Origin of the sequence: Klebsiella sp. JN_Kp122 (genome assembly GCF_040062085.1) — a bacterium.
GTDB classification, from domain to species: domain Bacteria; phylum Pseudomonadota; class Gammaproteobacteria; order Enterobacterales; family Enterobacteriaceae; genus Klebsiella; species Klebsiella aerogenes.
Genome location: NZ_JBEAHW010000019.1, coordinates 192,469 through 212,734, shown reverse-complemented (window position 1 = coordinate 212,734; position 20,266 = coordinate 192,469). Strand labels below are relative to the sequence as shown.

16 protein-coding genes are annotated in these 20,266 nt (G+C 55.1%); 9 read left to right on the top strand and 7 right to left on the bottom strand.

Annotated elements, in window-relative coordinates; all coding sequences use genetic code 11:
* Nucleotides 1–112 precede the first annotated feature (112 nt).
* Both yiaY and ABLU78_RS08315 read left to right on the top strand, forming a co-directional pair.
* Nucleotides 113–1,264, top strand: coding sequence for an L-threonine dehydrogenase (gene yiaY, locus ABLU78_RS08320; protein WP_015369197.1), 1,152 nt, complete (start codon nt 113–115; stop codon nt 1,262–1,264).
* A gap of 170 nt (nt 1,265–1,434) precedes the next feature.
* The gene (locus tag ABLU78_RS08315; RefSeq protein ID WP_015369198.1) at nt 1,435–1,923 is read left to right on the top strand and encodes a 4Fe-4S binding protein; all 489 of its coding nucleotides are present in this window, start codon (nt 1,435–1,437) and stop codon (nt 1,921–1,923) included.
* A 37-nt stretch (nt 1,924–1,960) separates the two neighbouring features.
* Here ABLU78_RS08315 and avtA read toward each other — a convergent pair whose 3' ends face one another.
* Together avtA and ABLU78_RS08305 are read right to left on the bottom strand one after the other, a co-directional pair.
* Nucleotides 1,961–3,217: a valine--pyruvate transaminase gene (gene avtA, locus ABLU78_RS08310; protein WP_048229893.1), complete on the bottom strand. Its 1,257-nt coding sequence runs from the start codon at nt 3,215–3,217 to the stop codon at nt 1,961–1,963.
* 172 nt (nt 3,218–3,389) lie between these two features.
* Nucleotides 3,390–5,420: an alpha-amylase gene (locus ABLU78_RS08305; RefSeq protein WP_048229895.1), complete on the bottom strand. Its 2,031-nt coding sequence runs from the start codon at nt 5,418–5,420 to the stop codon at nt 3,390–3,392.
* Between the two features lie 315 nt (nt 5,421–5,735).
* On the opposite strand from ABLU78_RS08305, the gene ABLU78_RS08300 reads away from it, so the two are divergent.
* Complete coding sequence (locus ABLU78_RS08300; protein WP_020077703.1) at nt 5,736–6,563, top strand: protein bax; 828 nt, start codon at nt 5,736–5,738, stop codon at nt 6,561–6,563.
* 43 nt (nt 6,564–6,606) lie between these two features.
* Here the strand turns inward: ABLU78_RS08300 and xylR are convergent, their stop codons facing one another.
* From xylR to xylF, 4 genes are all read right to left on the bottom strand, one after another.
* On the bottom strand, nt 6,607–7,785 hold the full coding sequence (gene xylR, locus ABLU78_RS08295) for a D-xylose utilization transcriptional activator XylR (RefSeq protein WP_048229897.1): 1,179 nt from the start codon (nt 7,783–7,785) through the stop codon (nt 6,607–6,609).
* A gap of 123 nt (nt 7,786–7,908) precedes the next feature.
* Entirely contained in the window at nt 7,909–9,090 is a 1,182-nt protein-coding gene (gene xylH / locus ABLU78_RS08290; protein ID WP_015369203.1) for a xylose ABC transporter permease XylH, read from the bottom strand.
* Nucleotides 9,068–10,609: a xylose ABC transporter ATP-binding protein gene (locus ABLU78_RS08285; RefSeq protein ID WP_048229898.1), complete on the bottom strand. Its 1,542-nt coding sequence runs from the start codon at nt 10,607–10,609 to the stop codon at nt 9,068–9,070. The genes xylH and ABLU78_RS08285 overlap by 23 nt, the downstream gene beginning before the upstream one ends.
* Nucleotides 10,610–10,673: 64 nt before the next feature.
* Entirely contained in the window at nt 10,674–11,669 is a 996-nt protein-coding gene (xylF, locus tag ABLU78_RS08280) for a D-xylose ABC transporter substrate-binding protein (protein ID WP_015703782.1), read from the bottom strand.
* A gap of 372 nt (nt 11,670–12,041) precedes the next feature.
* On the opposite strand from xylF, the gene xylA reads away from it, so the two are divergent.
* The 3 genes from xylA to yiaB all read left to right on the top strand — a co-directional run bounded on the left by xylA (nt 12,042) and on the right by yiaB (nt 15,461).
* On the top strand, nt 12,042–13,364 hold the full coding sequence (xylA, locus tag ABLU78_RS08275; protein ID WP_045386531.1) for a xylose isomerase: 1,323 nt from the start codon (nt 12,042–12,044) through the stop codon (nt 13,362–13,364).
* A 95-nt stretch (nt 13,365–13,459) separates the two neighbouring features.
* Nucleotides 13,460–14,914 (top strand): xylulokinase, encoded by a 1,455-nt coding sequence (gene xylB, locus ABLU78_RS08270; RefSeq protein ID WP_048229899.1) that lies wholly within the window; start codon nt 13,460–13,462, stop codon nt 14,912–14,914.
* Between the two features lie 169 nt (nt 14,915–15,083).
* Nucleotides 15,084–15,461 carry an inner membrane protein YiaB gene (yiaB, locus tag ABLU78_RS08265; RefSeq protein WP_015703778.1) on the top strand — a complete coding sequence of 126 codons (378 nt, stop codon included), beginning with the start codon at nt 15,084–15,086 and terminating at the stop codon, nt 15,459–15,461.
* A 105-nt stretch (nt 15,462–15,566) separates the two neighbouring features.
* On the opposite strand, the gene ABLU78_RS08260 is transcribed toward yiaB, so the two are convergent.
* Nucleotides 15,567–16,562, bottom strand: coding sequence for an acyltransferase (locus ABLU78_RS08260; protein WP_048229900.1), 996 nt, complete (start codon nt 16,560–16,562; stop codon nt 15,567–15,569).
* 179 nt (nt 16,563–16,741) lie between these two features.
* On the opposite strand from ABLU78_RS08260, the gene ABLU78_RS08255 reads away from it, so the two are divergent.
* The 3 genes from ABLU78_RS08255 (at nt 16,742) to glyS (ending at nt 20,176) form a co-directional block, all read left to right on the top strand.
* Nucleotides 16,742–17,047 (top strand): YsaB family lipoprotein, encoded by a 306-nt coding sequence (locus ABLU78_RS08255; RefSeq protein ID WP_015369210.1) that lies wholly within the window; start codon nt 16,742–16,744, stop codon nt 17,045–17,047.
* A 138-nt stretch (nt 17,048–17,185) separates the two neighbouring features.
* A complete protein-coding gene (gene glyQ / locus ABLU78_RS08250; protein WP_015369211.1) occupies nt 17,186–18,097 on the top strand; it encodes a glycine--tRNA ligase subunit alpha in 912 nt (303 codons plus the stop codon).
* A gap of 9 nt (nt 18,098–18,106) precedes the next feature.
* Complete coding sequence (glyS, locus tag ABLU78_RS08245) at nt 18,107–20,176, top strand: glycine--tRNA ligase subunit beta (protein ID WP_015703776.1); 2,070 nt, start codon at nt 18,107–18,109, stop codon at nt 20,174–20,176.
* The last annotated feature ends 90 nt before the right edge of the window (nt 20,177–20,266 follow it).

Sequence of the window (20,266 nt, the reverse complement as noted above, 5' to 3'; positions counted from 1 at the left end):
TTAACGTACTGTTTTTCATCAAATTTCTTGCCATAAATGGCGTTCAGGTCATGTTTTTTATTTCGACATCCTCGTACCCTTCCATGATATTCACCTAAATGAAGGAATCATCATGGCTGCATCGACTTTTTATATTCCGCCAGTAAACGTTATTGGCGCTGGTTCTGTTACTGAAGCGATGAATACTATCCAGCAATACGGATATCGTCGGGCATTAATTGTCACCGACGCGATGCTGAATAAATTAGGTATGGCGGGTGAAGTACAAAAGGCGTTACAGGAGCGGGATATTTTCAGCGTGGTGTATGACGGCGTGCACCCGAACCCGACGACTCTGAACGTCGAAAGCGGTCTGGCGCTGCTGAAAGAGAATAACTGCGACTGCGTGATTTCCCTGGGCGGCGGTTCCCCGCACGATTGCGCGAAAGGTATCGCGCTGGTCGCGGCAAATGGCGGAAACATCCGTGACTATGAAGGGGTGGACCGTTCGGCAAAACCGCAATTGCCGATGATCGCTATCAATACCACCGCCGGTACGGCTTCCGAAATGACCCGCTTCTGCATCATTACCGATGTCGATCGCCACATCAAAATGGCGATTGTCGATAAGCACGTGACGCCGGTTCTGTCGGTTAACGACTCCTCGCTGATGATGGGGATGCCGAAATCGCTGACCGCCGCCACCGGTATGGACGCGTTGACTCACGCTATCGAAGCCTATGTTTCTATCGCGGCGACGCCGATCACCGATGCCTGCGCATTGAAAGCGATGACCATGATTTCACAGAATTTAACTCACGCAGTGGAAGATGGCGGCAATGAACAGGCGCGTGAAGCGATGGCCTATGCGCAGTTCCTTGCCGGTATGGCCTTCAACAACGCGTCGCTGGGCTACGTCCACGCGATGGCGCACCAGCTGGGCGGCTTCTACGATCTGCCGCACGGCGTCTGCAACGCCGTACTGCTGCCGTTTGTGCAGGAGTACAACTGCAGCGTCGCCGCCGCGCGTCTGCGTGACTGCGCGCAGGCGATGGGCGTGAACGTTGCCGGGCTGAACGATAAGCAGGGCGCGGAAGCCTGCATCGCGGCCATCCGCGAGCTGGCGCGTAAAGTTGGCATCCCGGCCGGTCTGCGCGATCTGAACGTTAAAGAAGAGGATATCCCGCTGCTGGCCAGCAACGCGCTGAAAGATGCCTGCGGTTTAACCAATCCGATTCAGGCGACTCACGAAGAAATCATGGCGATTTTCCGCGCCGCGATGTAATCCTAAAAACTCCCCGGCGGCGATACGCCGCCGGGTGAAGCGCCATTCTCCCCGGTTTTACCCAAATTTGATGTCGCATTTGCCTAAAACGTTGCTGATTCCATTCAGGATCAAAGCGCGTAGCGGGGCTTTTCTGGCACGCTGCGTTTTTATCCCGAATGGAGTTGAGGATGAACCGGTTTATTATCGCCGATACGCAAAAGTGTATCGGCTGCCGAACCTGCGAGGTGGCCTGCGTGGTGTCGCATCAGCAGGATCAAGATTGTTCTACCGTTTCTGCAAGACGCTTTGCGCCGCGGATTCGGGTGGTTAAGAGCGATGAGCTATCAACGGCGACGCTGTGCCGTCAGTGCGAGGATGCGCCCTGCGCGAACGTCTGCCCGGAAGGGGCAATACGCCATGAAGGCGACGTCTGGCGAGTCGATCAACGGCTATGCATTGGTTGTAAAAGCTGTATGGTGGCGTGCCCTTATGGGGCGATGACGGTGATGTTGACCGACGAAGGCGTGCAGGCGCTGAAGTGCGATCTGTGCGCGCACCGGCAAACGGGGCCGGCGTGCGTAGCGGCCTGTCCGACTCAGGCGCTGCGCTGTATTGAGCCCGCCGAGCTGGAAAGATTAAGCGCCGAGCGCCGCCGTTGGGCGGCGCAGGCAATGTAATCGGATGTTCCCGGTCAGTCATGGCCGGGAAACACCATCAGGCGTCTTGCTCCTGCCAGGCGCGCTCAATCTCTTCGGCAAGAATTTTCACTCCCGCCTCGATTTTCTCCGGGTCCGGCACGTAGTTCATGCGCATGCACTGATGCGTATGCGGCCACGGCTTGTCCAGCCCCGGGAAGAAGTAATCGCCCGGCACCATCAGCACACCGCGTTGTTTCAGGCGCTGATACAGCAGCTCGGTGGAGATCGGCAGATCCTTAAACCACAGCCAGAGGAAAATCGCCCCTTCCGGTTTATGAATCTGGCAGCGTTCTTCCGGCAAATAGCGGCGAATGGTAGCGATAGTTTCCTGAACACGCTGATAATAGAACGGTTTAATCACCGTCTCCGACAGACGCAGCAGGTCTTTACGCTTAATCATTTCGCACATCATTGCCGGACCAATGCCGCCCGGAGCGAGGCTGATAATGCCGTTCATATTGCTGATGGCGGTAATGATTTTCTCGTTGGCGATGATAATGCCGCAGCGCGTGCCCGGCAGGCCGAGCTTGGATAAGCTCATGCACAGCACGATGTTCGGATTCCACAGCGGGCGCGCTTCGCTAAAAATAATACCCGGGAAAGGCACGCCATAGGCGTTATCAATAACCAGCGGGACGCCGTGCTGATTGGCGAGGGCATCCAGCTTAATAAGCTCTTCGTCGGTAATGACGTTGCCGGTCGGGTTGGTTGGCCGGGAGACGCAGATCATCCCCGTCTCTTCGGTGATCTGCAGATGTTCGAAGTCCACGTGATACTTAAACTGGCCTTCCGGCAGCAGCTCAATGTTGGGACGGGTGGCGACAAACAGATCCTCTTCCAGCCCGGAATCGGCGTAGCCGATATATTCTGGCGTCAGCGGGAACAGCACTTTGCGGGTGGTGCCGTCGGCACGGCGGCCGGCAAACAGGTTAAATAAGTAGAAAAATGCACTCTGGCTGCCATTTGTTAGAGCAATATTCTGTGGTTCGATCTCCCAACCTAATTCTTCGCGCAGCATTTGCGCAAGCAGGGTCAGAAGCTCGCTTTTCCCTTGCGGACCATCATAATTGCAAAGCGCATCAAGGGCTTTGCCGTTATCCAGCATATCGGCCAGCAGGCTATTGAAGTATTCATTCATCTCCGGGATTTGCGCGGGGTTGCCGCCGCCCAGCATGATCGCGCCCGGTGTGCGCAGGCCGTCATTGAGGTCTTCCATCAGGCGGGTGATGCCTGAATGACGGGTGAATTTGTCGCCGAAAAGTGAAAATGTCATCGCGGATATTCTGTTGGTCTTCTGGAAAGGGAATTACCATAACGCCAGCGTCAACGCGGTGCAAATCGGCACAGGAGGGAGCGATTTATTTTTTGTTCTGCTAATAGGGGAGATATTAGTAATTTGTGCTGAAAAGGCTCCCGCCAGCGGCAAGGAGCCCGGTAAGCGACTGCTATTGCTGTCCGGCCCAGACAACCATCACTTTATCAGCGCTGCTTTCACGCACGAAACCATAGCCCTGCTCTAGCGTCAGCGTCTGTTGTTTACCCATACCAATGGCCGGATGGCGGGCACGGAATTGGGCGATTTTTTGCCAGTGCGCGACGTTATCGGATGCGCTACCGACCACATCCTGCCAGTTCATATCGGAGCGAGTACCCTGCAGCGGGTCGGAACCCGTGGGGCCGAACGGGCGTGAAGATTCATCGCCATAGAAGAGTTGTACGGCGCCTGGCGCGAGTAATAGCAGTTCCGCCGCCCGGCTGCCGCCTTCGCGGAACAGGCGGGTATCGTGCGAGGAGAGATAGCTCAGCACGTTGAAATCCTGCAGCTTGTCCGCCATCTGCTGCCAGGTGGCGTCCATGTTTGCAAGACAGTTTGCTGCTTTCGCCGCTTGATCCTGATAATCGAAATTAATCATCGCGTCGAAACCGTGGCGATAGTAGTCGCTCTGCATCACGCCGTGGCCCCAGGCCTCGCCGGTCATCCAGAATGGCGCGTCATCCAGCGCTTTCTGCGGATTCGCTTTTTTCCAGTCTGCCAGCGCGGCCGTGGCCTGCGTTTTGAGCTGCTGCCAGGCGTCCAGTTCGACGTGTTTCGCAGTATCGACGCGGAAACCGTCAATCCCGTAGTCGCGTACCCATTGGCTAAGCCAGTGGGTCAGATAGTCGCGCGGCGTGTAGCCGGCTATCTCTTTGGCGGCGGTATCTGGTTTGTGACGATAGAAATTTGGCAGGCCAGAAGGGATCGTCGATTCGGTTTTCAGGTCCGGCAGGAACGCCAGCGACATGGTGAAATCGTCGAAACCCGGATTATCGTAGTCGCCGATATCGGTGCGGATCCATTTTTTCCCCCACCATTGTTCCCAGCCTGCTTTATCGCTGAAGTTGATGTAATCATTGAAGCTGTGCCAACTTTGCCCCGACGCCGGTTTCCAGTCGGTCCAGCGCTCGCCAAGCGTTTTTTTCAGTTCATCGCCTTTCAGATACAGCGAGCCGAAGTGAAATTCCTGCATATCGGCGAGCGTGGCGTAACCGGCGTGATTCATGACGATATCAAACAGCACGCGTATACCGCGCCGATGGGCCTCATCAACCAGTTGTCGAAGGTCGGCTTCGTCGCCCATGTTGGCGTCAAGACGGGTCCAGTCCTGGGTGTAGTAACCGTGATAGGCGTAGTGGGGAAAGTCGCCTTTGGTGCCGCCGCCGACCCAGCCGTGAATTTGCTCCAGCGGTGAACTTATCCATAGCGCGTTGACGCCAAGCTGTTGAAGATAATCCAGCTTGCTGGTCAGCCCTTGTAAATCGCCGCCGTGGAAGGTGCCTATCTCCTGCATACCGTCTTTATGGCGCCCGTAGCTGTTGTCGTTGGCCGGATTGCCGTTGACGAAGCGATCGGTCAGGACAAAATAGATCGTGGCGTTGTGCCAGTTAAACGGCGCGCTGGCGGCGCTATTCGCTTGTTCAAGCAGCAGGAGCCCATTACTACCAGCGGCGGGCCGCAGCGTGACTTTGCCCGCTTTCACCGTGGCGATATTACCGCTATAAAAATCGCGGACCTGGCTTCCTTCAGCGAACGTTTGGCCGACGTCGAGCGTCAGCGGTTTACCATCCCATTTGGGACACTGGCGCAGCAGCGGCTGCGTGCTGGCTGTTTCCTGTTCCGCCAGCGACAGCATCAGCGTTGGCGTACCGGAGCGGGTATCGACTTCCAGCGTATAGCGCCCGTCGCGGAACACGCGCCACTGCGGCGGCGTATCCCGGCAGGGTTCCAGCGACAGCATCTGATTGAGTTTTATCGCCCCCGCAGGCTGCCAGCACTGTTGGTCAAAACTTATCCGCAAAGGGCGGGTACCCTTCGTCACCTCATTTTGCGTCGTGAAACGGCCTGCATCCTGTTCAGTGAAGGCGGGGAAGTCAGCGGTTGTCCAGGCGGCAAAGGCCATCCCGGGCAGCAGTAGCGAGGCAAGCGCAGCGAGTTTCATGCTGGAGTCCTGTTAGTGGTTTTTATCACAGTGTGTCTGCGCGCCATAAGGTTGAAATCATCCCGCCGGTAATTTTGCGGGGAGGATGAAAAGGGGTGAGTGATTTAGCTCAAAAAATGAGCTATAAATGAGACGGAGATAGCATTTCTGCGCATTCGCTACGGTGCAGAAACCGATTTCAGGTGACAGCAATTCGGAATTGGACTATTTCTCTTGATGCTCTCTCTGGGTATTTTTGATACTATTCGCGATTCAACTATCGATTTTTTGCGAAAAACAAGGTGTTGGAATGAGTAAATCCGACCAGGAGACCTAATGATATCGATTCCCATGCGACGATATGGGGCTGCGATACTCATGTTACTTACCTGTATATTTTCAGGTAGTGTGTTGGCGACAACGCACACAGCAACAAAGAGTCATAAAGCCTCAGTAGTTAAGAAAGTAAAGAAGCCCAGTAGTATCAAGGTTAGCAGTAAACAAGAGTATTCTCGCAATAGTGTAAAGAGCAGTTCACTTCCTGATTTGCGAAAATACCCTTCCGGGACACCAAGGAAAAAAGCGTTTCTCCGGACGGTTATGCCTTACATTACAAAGCAAAATCAAGCGATCACGGCAGATCGTAACTGGCTTGTCTCTAAGCAATACGACGGCCGTTGGTCGCCGAGCGAGCAGGCGCGTCTGAAAGATATCGCCTCACGTTATAAAGTGAAGTGGTCTGGCAATACTCGCCGTATACCATGGAACTCGTTGCTTGAGCGCGTCGACATTATTCCAAACAGCATGGTGGCGACCATGGCGGCGGCGGAAAGCGGTTGGGGCACCTCGAAGCTGGCGCGCGTGAACAACAACCTGTTTGGTATGAAGTGCGGCGGCGGCAATTGTCGCGGTGCGATGAAAGGCTACTCCCAGTTTGAATCGGTCGAGCAGTCGGTTCAGGCTTACGTGAGAAACCTTAACACGCATCCGGCTTATTCATCCTTCCGTAAGTCTCGCGCACAGCTGCGTAAGACGGACCAGGAAGTGACTGCCAGCGCGATGATCCACAAGTTGAAGGGGTACTCGACGAAAGGGTCGAGCTATAACAACTATCTCTTCGCTATGTATCAGGACAATCAGCGCTTAATTGCCGCTCATATGTAATCATCAATGCCCGGTGCGTAAGCCCGGGCATTTTTCTTTTCTGCTACATCATCACTTCACTGTGCCGATCGCGGTATTCTTTCGGCGTCACGTCGTACTCTTTCTTAAACACTGAATAGAAATACTGCAGCGACGGATAACCGCACATCTGCGAAATTTCGTTTATCGATAGCGTGGTGGAGACCAGCAGGCTGCGCGCTTTTTCCAGCTTTTCGCTGTGGATCACCGTGTGGATGGTCTCGCCGACCTCTTCTTTAAAGCGTTTCTCCAGATTAGAGCGAGAGATGCCGACGGCGTCGAGCACCTGCTCAACCTTGATGCCTTTGCAGGCGTGATTGCGGATATAATGCATCGCCTGAATCACCGCAGGGTCGGTGAGCGAGCGATAATCGGTGGAGCGCCGCTCAATAACGCGCGTCGGCGGCACCAGCAGCCGCTGTAGCGGTAGCGCTTCGTTTTCCAGTAATCGATGCAGAAGTTTCGCCGCCTGGTAGCCCATCTGCCGGGTCCCCTGCGCCACGGAAGAGAGCGCGACGCGGGAGAGGTAGCGGGTCAGTTCTTCGTTATCGATGCCAATGACGCACAATTTTTCCGGCACCGGAATATGCAGCAGCTCACAGGCCTGCAGGACGTGACGTGCCCGGGCATCGGTCACGGCGATAATGCCGGTTTGCGGCGGCAGCGTTTGTAGCCAGTCGGCGAGCCGATTTTGCGCATGCTGCCAGTTCTCCGGCGCGGTCTCCAGCCCCTGATAGACCACGCCACGGTATTTCTCTTTGGCGACTAGCTGGCTGAAGGCGTGTTCGCGCTCCATCGCCCACCGCTTGCCGCTGGAGGTCGGTAGCCCGTAAAAAGCGAAACGGTTCACGCCTTTTTCTTTCAGATGCAGGAATGCGCTTTCGACCAGCGCGGCATTATCGGTGGCGATATAGTGAACAGGCGGATAGCATTCTGGCTTATGGTAGGAGCCGCCGACGCCGATAATTGGCACTTTGACATCCGCCAGCAGCTTTTCTATCTCCGGGTCGTCGTAATCGGCGATAACGCCATCGCCCAACCACTCTTTGATGTTTTCGATACGCGCGCGAAAATCCTCTTCGATAAAAATATCCCATTCCAGCTGTGATGCCTGCAGATATTCGCCAACGCCTTCAACCACCTGACGGTCATAGGCTTTGTTGGCGTTGAATAACAGCGTAATGCGGTGACGCTTTTCAAACATAGATGATATTCCTGCTCTTACCCCGGTCATACAATACCGGCTAATGCCCGAATTATTTCAAGCGCCTTTTGGCGAAGTTTGGCGGTGGCGCAAGTTATTCGGGCATTTTTCATAGTGATACCGTTATGTTCTCCGCTTGGTAGCCGAATCCATCCAGACCGCCAACAGTAAAATGGCGCCTTTGACGATGTATTGCCAGAAGGTGGCGACGTCCATCATGCTCATGCCATTATCCAGTGCCGACATAATAAACGCCCCCATTACGGCCCCTGCCACGCTGCCGATACCGCCCGCCAGGCTGGTGCCGCCAATCACGCAGGCGGCGATGGCGTCCAGTTCGGCGATATTGCCGGCGGAAGGCGAACCCGCTCCCAGTCGCGAACTGAGGATCAACCCGGCGATGGCGACCATCAGGCCGTTAATAGCGAAGACTGCCAGCTTGGTGCGCTCGACGTTAATCCCGGAGAGGCGGGCCGCTTCCAGATTGCCGCCAATGGCATAGATACGACGGCCAAAAGCGGTGCGGGTCGCCATAAACATGCCCGCCAGCAGCAGGGCGGCGAGTATGAGCACCGGCGTCGGCACGCCGCGATAATCATTGAGCAACCAGATAGCGCCCAGCACGATAACTGCGGTGATGGTCTGACGGCCAACGGCGCCGCCAGAACTGGTGGTCGCCAGCCCTAACGCCTGCCGGCGCATCCGCCCGCGCCATTGCCAGATGATAAAGGCCGCCATGCCAATAACGCCGATACCAAAGCCGATGCCGTCCGGTAAATAACTTTGGCCGATTTGCGACATCGCCGGCGTGGTGGGCGAGACGGTGGTACCGTTGGTAATACCGATCAGAATTCCGCGAAACGCCAGCATGCCGGCAAGGGTAACAATGAAAGAGGGCACCTTGCGATAGGCGACCCACCATCCGTTCCACGCGCCGAGCAGCAGCCCCATGACCAACGTAACGAGGATGGTGAGCGGCAGCGGCCAGCCGAGCCAGACGTCGAAAATCGCCGCCGCGCCGCCGAGCAGCCCCATCATCGAGCCGACAGACAGATCGATTTCCGCCGAAATGATCACGAACACCATGCCGACGGCGAGGATGCCGGTGATGGCGGTTTGCCGCAGGAGGTTGGAGATATTACGCGCGCTCAGATAGGCGCCGTCGGTAACCCAGGTAAAGAACAGCATAATGGCGATAATCGCGGCGATCATCACGAAAACCTGGAGATTGAGCCCTTTCAGCGCCGGAAAAACGGCAGGGGCGGATGGCGTAAGTTTGATTTCAGACGACGTGTTTTTCGACATGGCGTTCGCTCCTCAGTGCGGCTTCCATCACCTGTTCCTGGGTCAGACTTTGATTATGCAAATCGGCCTTAAGCTTGCCTTCGTGCATCACCAGCACCCTATCGCTCAGCCCGAGCACTTCAGGCAGTTCGGATGAGATCACGATGACGGCGATGCCTTGCTGCACCAGTTGATTGATAAGCTTGTAGATTTCGTATTTCGCACCGATATCGATGCCGCGGGTTGGTTCATCGAGGATTAAAATGCGCGGATTGAGCAGCAGGCAGCGGGCCAGAATCGCCTTTTGTTGATTGCCGCCGCTCAGGCGGCCAATCGCCAGATCCGGCGATGACGTTTTGATTTTCAGCCGCTGAATCGACTGCTGAATGCAATGCTGCTCCGCGGCGTCATCGAGGCTGCTTGCCGGGCCGGTGAACTGGTTTAACGCCGCGAGAGTGATGTTCTTGCCGACAGCCATCACCGGCACGATGCCGTCTTTTTTGCGGTCTTCCGGCACCATGGCGATGCCATGGGCAATCGCCTGTTGGCAGTTGTTAATCGTCACCGGCTGTCCGTCGATAAAGATGCTTCCCTGCCAGCGCCCCGGCCAGACGCCAAACAGACACTGTACCGCCTCGGTGCGCCCGGCGCCGACTAACCCGGCGATGCCAAGGATTTCGCCGCGGCGGAGGGAAAACGACACGTCGTTGACGCGCTTGATATGACGGTTAACCGGGTGCCAGGCGGTGAGATGCTCGACCCGCAAGATCTCATCGCCATGACTATGTGGTTCATTTGGGTACAGCGCAGTGAGCTCGCGCCCGACCATCATAGTGATGATGTCATCTTCATTCATCCCGCTGGCGTCGCGGGTGCCAATATGCTGGCCGTCACGTATTACGCAGATAGTGTCGGAGATAGCTTTAACTTCATTGAGCTTGTGCGAAATATAAATACAGGCGATGCCGTGGTTTTGCAGATCGCGAATAATCGCCAGCAGCGTCGCGGTTTCTTGTTCGGTTAATGATGCCGTGGGTTCATCGAGGATCAGCAAACGTACCTGTTTATTTAGCGCCTTGGCGATCTCGACCAGCTGTTGCTGGCCCAGGCCTAAATCGCCAACGCGGGTATCGGGCGAGATCGATAAATTCACCTGCGCCAATAGCTTCTGGCAGCGCAGGGTCATGGTTTCGTAATCCAGCAGGCCATGGCGTGAGACCTCGGCGCCGAGAAAGATATTTTCCAGCACCGTGAGATGTTTCACCAACGCCAGCTCCTGGTGAATAATGGCGATACCTTTACGCTCGGTATCGCGAATATGATTCGCCTGTAACGTCTCGCCAGCGAAAATAATTTCACCTTCGTAGCTGCCGTGAGGATAGATCCCGCACAGCACTTTCATCAGCGTTGATTTCCCCGAACCATTTTCACCGCATAACGACACCACTTCCCCGGCATTCAGCCGCAGGCTGACGTTATCCACGGCCTTAACCGCGCCGAAGGCTTTGGTGATGTTCTTCATTTCGAGTAACCAGGACATAGAGACTCCGCAAAAGCGATATCCGGCAGGACGAAAATGACGCCCCGAGGCGGGGCGTCAGCCATTACAGTTCACTCTTTTTGTGGAAACCGTCTTTAATCACCGTGGCGTCAATATTCTCTTTATTGACTTCAATTGGCGTTAACAGGCGCGAGGGGACATCTTTTAAGCCGTTATTCAACGTGGCGTCAGCCTTGGGTTGCTGGTCATTGCCTAATTCAACGGCGATTTCGGCAGCGCTAGTGGCAAGCGTGGTAATCGGTTTATAAACGGTCATTGTCTGGGTGCCGGAAATAATACGTTTCACGCCAGCCAGATCGGCATCCTGCCCGGAAATGGCGACTTTACCCGCCAGCCCCTGGGCGCTTAGCGCCTGGATAGCGCCGCCGGCGGTCGCATCATTGGAAGCCACTACCGCGTCAATTTTGTTGTTATTCGCCGTCAGCGCGTTTTCCATGATTTTTAACGCATTTTCCGGCAGCCAGCCGTCGACCCACTGATCGCCGACGATCTTAATTTTGCCGTCATCGACATAAGGTTTGAGCACCTTCATCTGGCCGGCGCGGAACAGCTTGGCGTTATTATCCACCGGCGAGCCGCCCATCAGGAAATAATTACCCTGCGGCACTTTGTCGACCAGGCTCTGGGCCTGCATTTCACCGACTTTTTCATTGTCGAAAGAAATATAAAAATCGATGTCAGCATTATTAATCATGCGATCGTAGGCGAGGACTTTAATTCCCTCCTGCTTCGCTTCTTTAATAACGTTGCTGAGCACCTGGCCGTTGTAAGGAATAATTACTAAAACATCGACGCCGCGATTGATCATATTTTCAATTTGCGACATTTGCGTTTCTTCGTTGCCATTGGCGGATTGCACAAATACTTTGGCACCTAATGATTCCGCTTTATTGACGAAAATATCGCGATCTTTTTGCCAGCGTTCCAGACGAAGGTCGTCGATGGCCATCCCAATCTTAACTTCTTTAGCCATGCCCGCCATGCTGGCGAGAAGGAGCGATGAGGCGCAGAGCGTAAGGCAAAGGTTCTTTATCTTCATAATAACGATACCTTTTCAAAGGGTAGGTAAGGCGTACAGGAATAAACTTCAGGTTGCAGATACGTTGCAGATTCTTAACGGGGAAGCGAGGACTGGCAATTACCTGTTCTTATTTTCGCATTATGAAATTTAGTTTGTTTTGTAATTTATGACCGCGATCGTATTTTATTCAAGAGTATGCAGGTTATTTCATTTCACATCCATCATAGGATTCCATAAATGATGTGGAGAGGAATTATTTTTGCGAGCTGGCGCACGTTTGTGGATTCTCTCAATGGCGGTGTGAAATAACGTAATTGAGGAAGGCGAAAGTGGAATTCTATATTGACGTATAACTTGTTACTCGCCGCACCCCTGAATATGGAGTTCTCTATGCAGACCTATTTCGATCAACTCGATCGCGTTCGTTATGAAGGCCCGAAATCGACTAACCCACTGGCTTTCCGTCACTACAATCCGGATGAATTAGTACTGGGTAAACGCATGGAAGACCACCTGCGTTTCGCTGCCTGCTACTGGCACACTTTCTGCTGGAATGGCGCGGATATGTTTGGCGTGGGGTCCTTCGATCGTCCATGGCAGCAGCCGGGCGAAGCGCTGGAAATGGCGAAACGTAAAGCCGAAGTGGCATTTGAGTTTTTCCATAAGTTGAATGTGCCGTATTACTGCTTCCATGATGTCGACGTTTCTCCGGAAGGCGCTTCGCTGAAAGAGTACAGCAACAACTTCGCGCAGATGGTGGACGTACTGGCGGAAAAACAGCAGCAGAGCGGCGTTAAACTGCTGTGGGGGACGGCAAACTGCTTTACCAACCCGCGTTATGGCGCAGGGGCGGCGACAAACCCCGATCCGGAAGTCTTTAGTTGGGCGGCGACTCAGGTAGTCACCGCAATGAATGCGACCCACAAGTTGGGCGGTGAAAACTACGTTCTGTGGGGCGGTCGCGAAGGCTACGAAACCCTGCTTAATACCGATCTGCGTCAGGAGCGCGAGCAGATTGGCCGCTTTATGCAACTGGTGGTTGAACACAAACACAAAATTGGTTTCCAGGGCACCCTGCTGATCGAGCCGAAGCCGCAGGAGCCGACCAAGCACCAATATGATTATGATGCCTCCACGGTTTACGGGTTCCTGAAGCAGTTTGGTCTGGAAAAAGAGATTAAACTGAATATTGAAGCCAACCACGCCACCCTTGCCGGCCACTCTTTCCACCACGAGATCGCCACGGCTATTGCGCTGGGCCTGTTCGGTTCGGTGGACGCGAACCGCGGCGATGCGCAACTGGGCTGGGATACCGACCAGTTCCCGAACAGCGTAGAAGAGAACGCCCTGGTGATGTATGAGATCCTCAAGGCGGGCGGCTTCACCACCGGCGGCCTGAACTTTGATGCTAAAGTTCGTCGCCAGAGCATCGACAAATACGATCTGTTCTACGGCCATATCGGCGCGATGGACACTATGGCGCTGTCGCTGAAAGTTGCGGCGCGCATGATTGAAGACGGCGAGCTGGATAAACGCGTGGCGAAACGCTACGCCGGCTGGAACGGCGAATTGGGCCAGCAGATCCTCACAGGCCAGATGACCCTGACCGACATCGCGCACTATGCGACTCAGCATAACCTGGCGCCGCAGCACCACAGCGGGCATCAGGAACTGCTGGAAAACCTGGTAAACCATTATCTGTTCGATAAGTAATGCCGACAAAAGTGCCCGCTAAAACCGGGCACTGGCTGTAAACCATTTGTGCTGCGCCACGCTTTGCCGTGGCGTTCGCGTTAAGGAGACGCTGCATGTATATCGGGATTGATTTAGGGACCTCGGGTGTAAAAGCCATTCTGCTCAATGAACAGGGCGACGTACTGGCGACGCATACCGAAAAACTGACCGTCTCGCGCCCGCATCCGCTCTGGTCCGAACAAGATCCCGAACAGTGGTGGCAGGCGACGAATACCGCGATGCAAGCGCTGGGCGCGCAACACTCCCTGCGCGAGGTAAAAGCTTTAGGCATCGCCGGGCAGATGCATGGCGCCACGCTGCTCGATAAACAGCAGCGGGTCCTGCGTCCGGCGATTTTGTGGAATGACGGCCGCTGCGGCGAAGAGTGCATGCTGCTGGAAGAAAAAGTCGGCACTTCGCGGCAAATCACCGGCAACCTGATGATGCCGGGTTTTACGGCGCCGAAGCTGCTGTGGGTACAGCGTCACGAAGCCGAAATCTTTAAACAGGTCGATAAGGTCCTGTTGCCGAAGGATTACCTGCGGCTGCGCATGAGCGGTGAGTACGCCAGCGATATGTCCGACGCCGCCGGCACGATGTGGATGAACGTCGCGCGTCGTGACTGGAGTGATGAAATGCTCGCCGCCTGCGGGCTCAGCCGCGACAATATGCCGGCCCTCTTTGAAGGCTGCGAGGTGACCGGCCAACTCCGCGCAGAGGTCGCTCAGGCGTGGAATATGCCGCGGGCGCTGGTGGTAGCGGGCGGCGGCGATAACGCGGCAGGCGCTGTCGGCGTTGGCATGGCCGATGCGGGGCAGGCGATGTTATCGCTGGGGACCTCCGGCGTTTATTTCGCCGTCAGCAATGGTTTTCTGAGTAAACCGGAAAGCGCGGTGCATAGTTTCTGCCACGCCCTGCCGGGCCGCTGGCACCTGATGTCGGTGATGCTCAGCGCCGCGTCTTGTCTGGATTGGGCGGCGAAGTTAACCGGCCTTGGCAGCGTACCGGCGCTGATCGCCGCGGCGCAGTCGGCGGATGACAATGCCGACCCGGTGTGGTTCTTGCCTTATCTTTCCGGCGAGCGTACGCCGCACAACAACCCGCAGGCTAAAGGCGTGTTCTTCGGCCTTACCCATCAACATGGTCCCGCCGAACTGGCGCGGGCGGTGCTTGAGGGGGTGGGTTACGCGCTGGCCGACGGCATGGATGTTGTGCACTCCTGTGGTGTGAAGCCAGACAGCGTCACCCTTATCGGCGGCGGCGCGCGCAGCGCATACTGGCGGCAAATGCTCGCCGATATCAGCGGACAACAGCTGGATTTCCGCACCGGCGGCGATGTCGGCCCGGCGTTAGGCGCGGCAAGATTGGCGCAACTGGCCGTTCATCATGATGCGGCTTTCTCTGACCTCCTGCCGCAGCTACCGCTGGAGCAGGCGCATCTGCCTGATGCTCAACGGTTTGCCCGTTATGCGCCGCGTCGTGAAACGTTCCGCCAGATTTATCAGCAGCTTAAGCCGCTGATGTCATAAGCTGTTCTCGCCCCATCTATTGGGGCGAATTCCCTTCCTGAATGATTCGCTTCGCATTGATTTAATTCACATATTTATTTATTCCGAATTGTTGATTCCAACTTGCTGAAACCGCCGCAACCGGCGATTCCCCGGTCATAATGAGGGTTACCATGGCCAGGGAGGCGCAATGAAATTAAAACGTACGACGGCAAGATTAGTCATGCTGCTGGGCTCGCTGGTTTACCTCATCGGTATCTGGCGAACGTGCCCGCTATTCAGCGGTAAAGGCTATTTTCTTGGCGTGCTGGTGATGGGGATGTTTGCTGTCCTCACCCATCAACGAACGGAGCAGGAAGCGCAGCGAGATGATGATTTTATCTCCCTGTGCCGGTTGGTTCTGTTGCTATCGGCAGGATTGCTGCTGGTCGGCGCCTGGTTTGTTCCGGCGCCGTGGCGCGAAAAAAGTATTTACGTGATGGCATGGTTTGTCTGTATGTACGGTGCGTCAGCAACGTCTTATCCCGCTAAAGTCGCGGATAAAGCGCGCAATAACTCAGTGGAATAAACTGTCAACCGACGGTGAAGAGAGGTCGTCGGCAATGGAAACAAAAGCGACGACCTATTCACCCGCGTTTCATCTGATCTCATGGATTGCGCTGATTGGCGATTTTCAGCTCACCAACCGACGGCGATCAATTCGCTGAACCAGCGTAGACAGCGCCAGGCTACCCAACAGCGCGGCGGCGAAAATCCACACAATATCCAGCAAGGGCCAGCGGCTTAGCTCAAGGCCGCTGGCGCGCAGAGCGTGAATAAACAATGCGTGAAAGCCATAAATGCCTAATGAATGTCTGGAGATTAACGCGATACCCGGGAGCTCACGGCTATTGAGGATGTTTTTGCCCAGGGTGAATAACGAGATTGCACAGATAAACACAGCCGGCCCGCAATACAGATACCAGGTATCGCCAAAATCGCCTCGCCATTGCAGTTCATGCAGCGTGCCGCGTGAAATGACCCACACCGCGGCGGTAAACAGTAGCGCGCACATCAGGGTCAGTCTTCTTCTGTCGGTATTCATGGCGCCGATCGCCCGGCCCAGTATCCCGTACAGTACGTAGTAAAAGGTATCGCCGTTGATATAGAGGTTTATCGGTAGCCATTCAATGCCGTCCGCCTTGATGCTTACCATATTGGGGTTGGCGATGAGGCCAATCACCAGCATCAGCGCCAGCAGCATTTTGCCGCTGACCTGCTTCACCTGAATCAGCGGCGAGAGCAGATAAATCACCACAATGGCAAAGAAAAACCACAGGTGATAAAACACCGGCTTCTGCAGTAAATTTTTTAATGACAGCTCAACGTTGATGTGGGTAAAAAGGGTGATATAGAGCAGCGCCAGCGCGCTATAGAACAGAATACACAGCGCGATGCGCAGATAATGGCGGGGCTGGGCGCTGCGTTCGCCAAAAAACAGATATCCTGAAATCATGAAAAAAAGCGGGACGCTGACCCGTGATGCCGAGTTAAGCAGATTCGCGATATCCCATTCGAACAAGCTGATGCTATGAGGATGGGTAATGTACCAGGTGGTACTGTGAATCATTACTACCATCAGGCATGCTATGCCGCGCAAGTTGGTAATCCAGCTTATTTTTTCCTGCATCTGTACCTCATTGGCCCCTGCGTAAAAAGAGTCTGACTCCCGTCGTTTGTCGTCATCACAATGGAATATTCTGAGTTTTTCGCCACACTCTTGTAGAGCATCAGTGAGATTCGCAAAATGTTTGGCTAGTTTTACATGGTCTGCACGATAACAATTGGCTAACAAGGCGGTTGAGAAAAATGGTGATGAAATATTTCGTATCTGCCCTGGCGGCGCTGCTGCTGGTCGGCTGCAGCCAGACACCTGCTCAACCCGTTCAAAAAGCGCAAAAAGCACGTATTACGCCGCAAACTACGCTGAATATGGAAAAATTATGCAAGGATCAGGCGGCGTTACGTTACAGCACCGACACCCGTCGCGTCGACGTCAATCATTTCGAGCAGTTCCAGGCAAGCTATGAGCTTTCCGGTCTGACTTCGCGGAATGAACGCTTTGTCTGTTCTTTTGATCCAGACGGCCAGTTTTTACATCTTTCTATGCGCTAAATGCGGCTTAAACGCCGCACGATGGCGCCGCTTTGCTCAAATTTCGCTAAACAAAGGCCGTTTCATACTGTATATCTCGCAGCCAGCGGGTATACTGATCCCTTCCTTTAAATCCACACGTATCCAGCACGAAATAATATGCAAAAGTTTGATACCAGGACCTTCCAGGGCCTGATCCTGACCTTACAGGATTACTGGGCTCGTCAGGGCTGCACCATTGTTCAACCACTGGACATGGAAGTCGGCGCCGGCACATCCCACCCAATGACCTGCTTACGCGCGTTGGGGCCAGAGCCGATGGCGACCGCCTACGTACAGCCTTCTCGTCGCCCGACCGATGGCCGCTATGGCGAAAACCCGAACCGCTTACAGCACTATTACCAGTTCCAGGTGGTGATTAAGCCGTCCCCGGACAACATTCAGGAACTGTATCTCGGATCTCTGAAAGAGCTGGGTATGGATCCGACTATCCACGACATCCGCTTCGTTGAAGATAACTGGGAAAACCCGACTCTGGGCGCCTGGGGATTGGGTTGGGAAGTGTGGCTTAACGGTATGGAAGTGACGCAGTTTACTTACTTCCAGCAGGTTGGCGGGCTGGAGTGTAAACCGGTCACCGGCGAAATTACCTACGGCCTGGAGCGTCTGGCGATGTACATCCAGGGCGTGGACAGCGTATACGATCTGGTCTGGAGCGATGGCCCGCTGGGTAAAACCACTTACGGCGACGTTTTCCACCAGAACGAAGTGGAACAGTCCACCTATAACTTTGAATATGCGGACGTAGACTTCCTGTTCACCTGCTTCGAGCAGTACGAGAAAGAAGCGCAGCAACTGCTGGCGCTGGAAACTCCGCTGCCGCTGCCAGCCTACGAGCGTATTCTGAAAGCCGCCCATAGCTTTAACCTGCTGGATGCGCGTAAAGCCATCTCCGTCACCGAGCGTCAGCGCTATATTCTGCGTATCCGCACCCTGACTAAAGCAGTGGCAGAAGCTTACTATGCTTCCCGTGAGGCCCTTGGCTTCCCGATGTGCAACAAAGACAAATAAGAGGCGGCCATGTCTGAGAAAACTTTCCTGGTGGAGATCGGCACCGAAGAGCTGCCACCAAAAGCACTGCGCAGCCTGGCTGAATCCTTCGCTGCCAACTTTACTGCGGAACTGGACAACGCTGGCCTCGCGCACGGCGCCGTCGAATGGTTTGCCGCGCCGCGCCGTCTGGCGCTGAAAGTGGCGAATCTGGCCGCCTCGCAGCCGGATCGTGAAGTCGAAAAACGCGGCCCGGCCATTGCCCAGGCGTTTGACGCTGAAGGTAAACCAAGCAAAGCGGCCGAAGGCTGGGCGCGCGGCTGTGGTATTACCGTCGATCAGGCTGAACGTTTGACCACCGATAAAGGCGAATGGCTGTTGTATCGCGCCCACGTTAAGGGGGAAAGCGCGCAAACGCTGCTGCCGAACATGGTTGCGACCTCGCTGGCTAAGCTGCCGATCCCGAAACTGATGCGCTGGGGCGCTTCTGACGTTCACTTTGTGCGTCCGGTTCACACCGTGACCCTGCTGTTGGGCGATCAGGTTGTCCCGGCGACCATTCTGGGTATCGCTTCCGACCGTATCATCCGCGGGCACCGTTTTATGGGCGAGCCGGAATTCACCATCGACAATGCCGACCAGTATCCGCAGATTCTGCTGGAGCGCGGTAAAGTGATGGCCGACTACGCCGAGCGTAAAGCCAAAATCAAAGCGGATGCTGAAGCGGCGGCGCGTAAGATTGGCGGTAATGCTGACCTGAGCGAAAGTCTGCTGGAAGAAGTGACCTCGCTGGTCGAATGGCCGGTAGTGCTGACGGCGAAGTTTGAAGAGAAATTCCTCGCGGTGCCATCCGAAGCGCTGGTTTACACCATGAAGGGCGACCAGAAGTACTTCCCGGTCTATGCAAACGACGGCAAACTGCTGCCGAACTTCATCTTCGTGGCGAATATCGAGTCCAAAGATCCACAGCAGATCATCTCCGGTAACGAGAAGGTCGTTCGTCCGCGTCTGGCCGATGCCGAGTTCTTCTTCAATACCGACCGTAAAAAACGTCTGGAAGATAACCTGCCGCGTCTGGAAACCGTGCTGTTCCAACAGCAGCTGGGTACCCTGCGCGATAAGACCGATCGTATTCAGGCGCTGGCGGGCTGGATTGCCGAACAAATTGGCGCTGACGTTAACCATGCGACCCGCGCGGGCCTGCTGTCCAAGTGCGACCTGATGACCAACATGGTCTTCGAGTTCACCGACACGCAGGGCGTGATGGGTATGCACTACGCGCGCCATGACGGCGAAGCGGAAGATGTTGCGGTCGCGCTGAACGAGCAGTATCAGCCGCGTTTTGCCGGCGATGCGCTGCCGTCTAACCCTGTTGCCTGCGCGGTGGCTATTGCCGACAAGATGGACACTCTGGCGGGTATCTTCGGTATCGGTCAGCATCCGAAAGGCGATAAAGACCCGTTTGCGCTGCGCCGCGCCGCGCTGGGCGTACTGCGTATCATCGTTGAGAAGAACCTGAATCTTGATTTGCAAACGCTGACCGAAGAAGCGGTGCGTCTGTATGGTGAGAAGCTGACTAACGCCAACGTCGTTGATGACGTCATCGACTTCATGCTGGGCCGCTTCCGCGCCTGGTATCAGGACGAAGGCTACGGTGTTGATACTATTCAGGCGGTACTGGCGCGTCGTCCGACCCGCCCGGCGGATTTCGATGCGCGCATGAAGGCCGTGTCGCACTTCCGTACGCTGGAAGAGTCCTCCGCCCTGGCGGCGGCAAACAAGCGCGTATCCAACATCCTGGCGAAATCCGACGAGACCCTGAACGATATCGTTCATGCCTCGGTGCTGAAAGAAGCGGCGGAAATCAAGCTGGCCGGTAATCTGGTGGTGCTGCGTGATAAACTCCAGCCTTACTTCGCCGAAGGCCGTTATCAGGATGCGCTGATTGAGCTGGCTGCGCTGCGCGAGCCGGTTGATGAGTTCTTCGAAAATGTGATGGTTAACGCTGAAGACAAAGATGTCCGCATCAACCGTCTGACGCTGCTGTCCAAACTGCGCGAGCTGTTCCTGCAGGTTGCGGATATTTCACTGCTGCAGTAACTATCTCGAGAAAGGTCAAAAGCCTGCCATCCGGCAGGCTTTTTTTTGCCTTATCGCAATGGTGAAAAAATAATCTTGAAATCCAGGCTC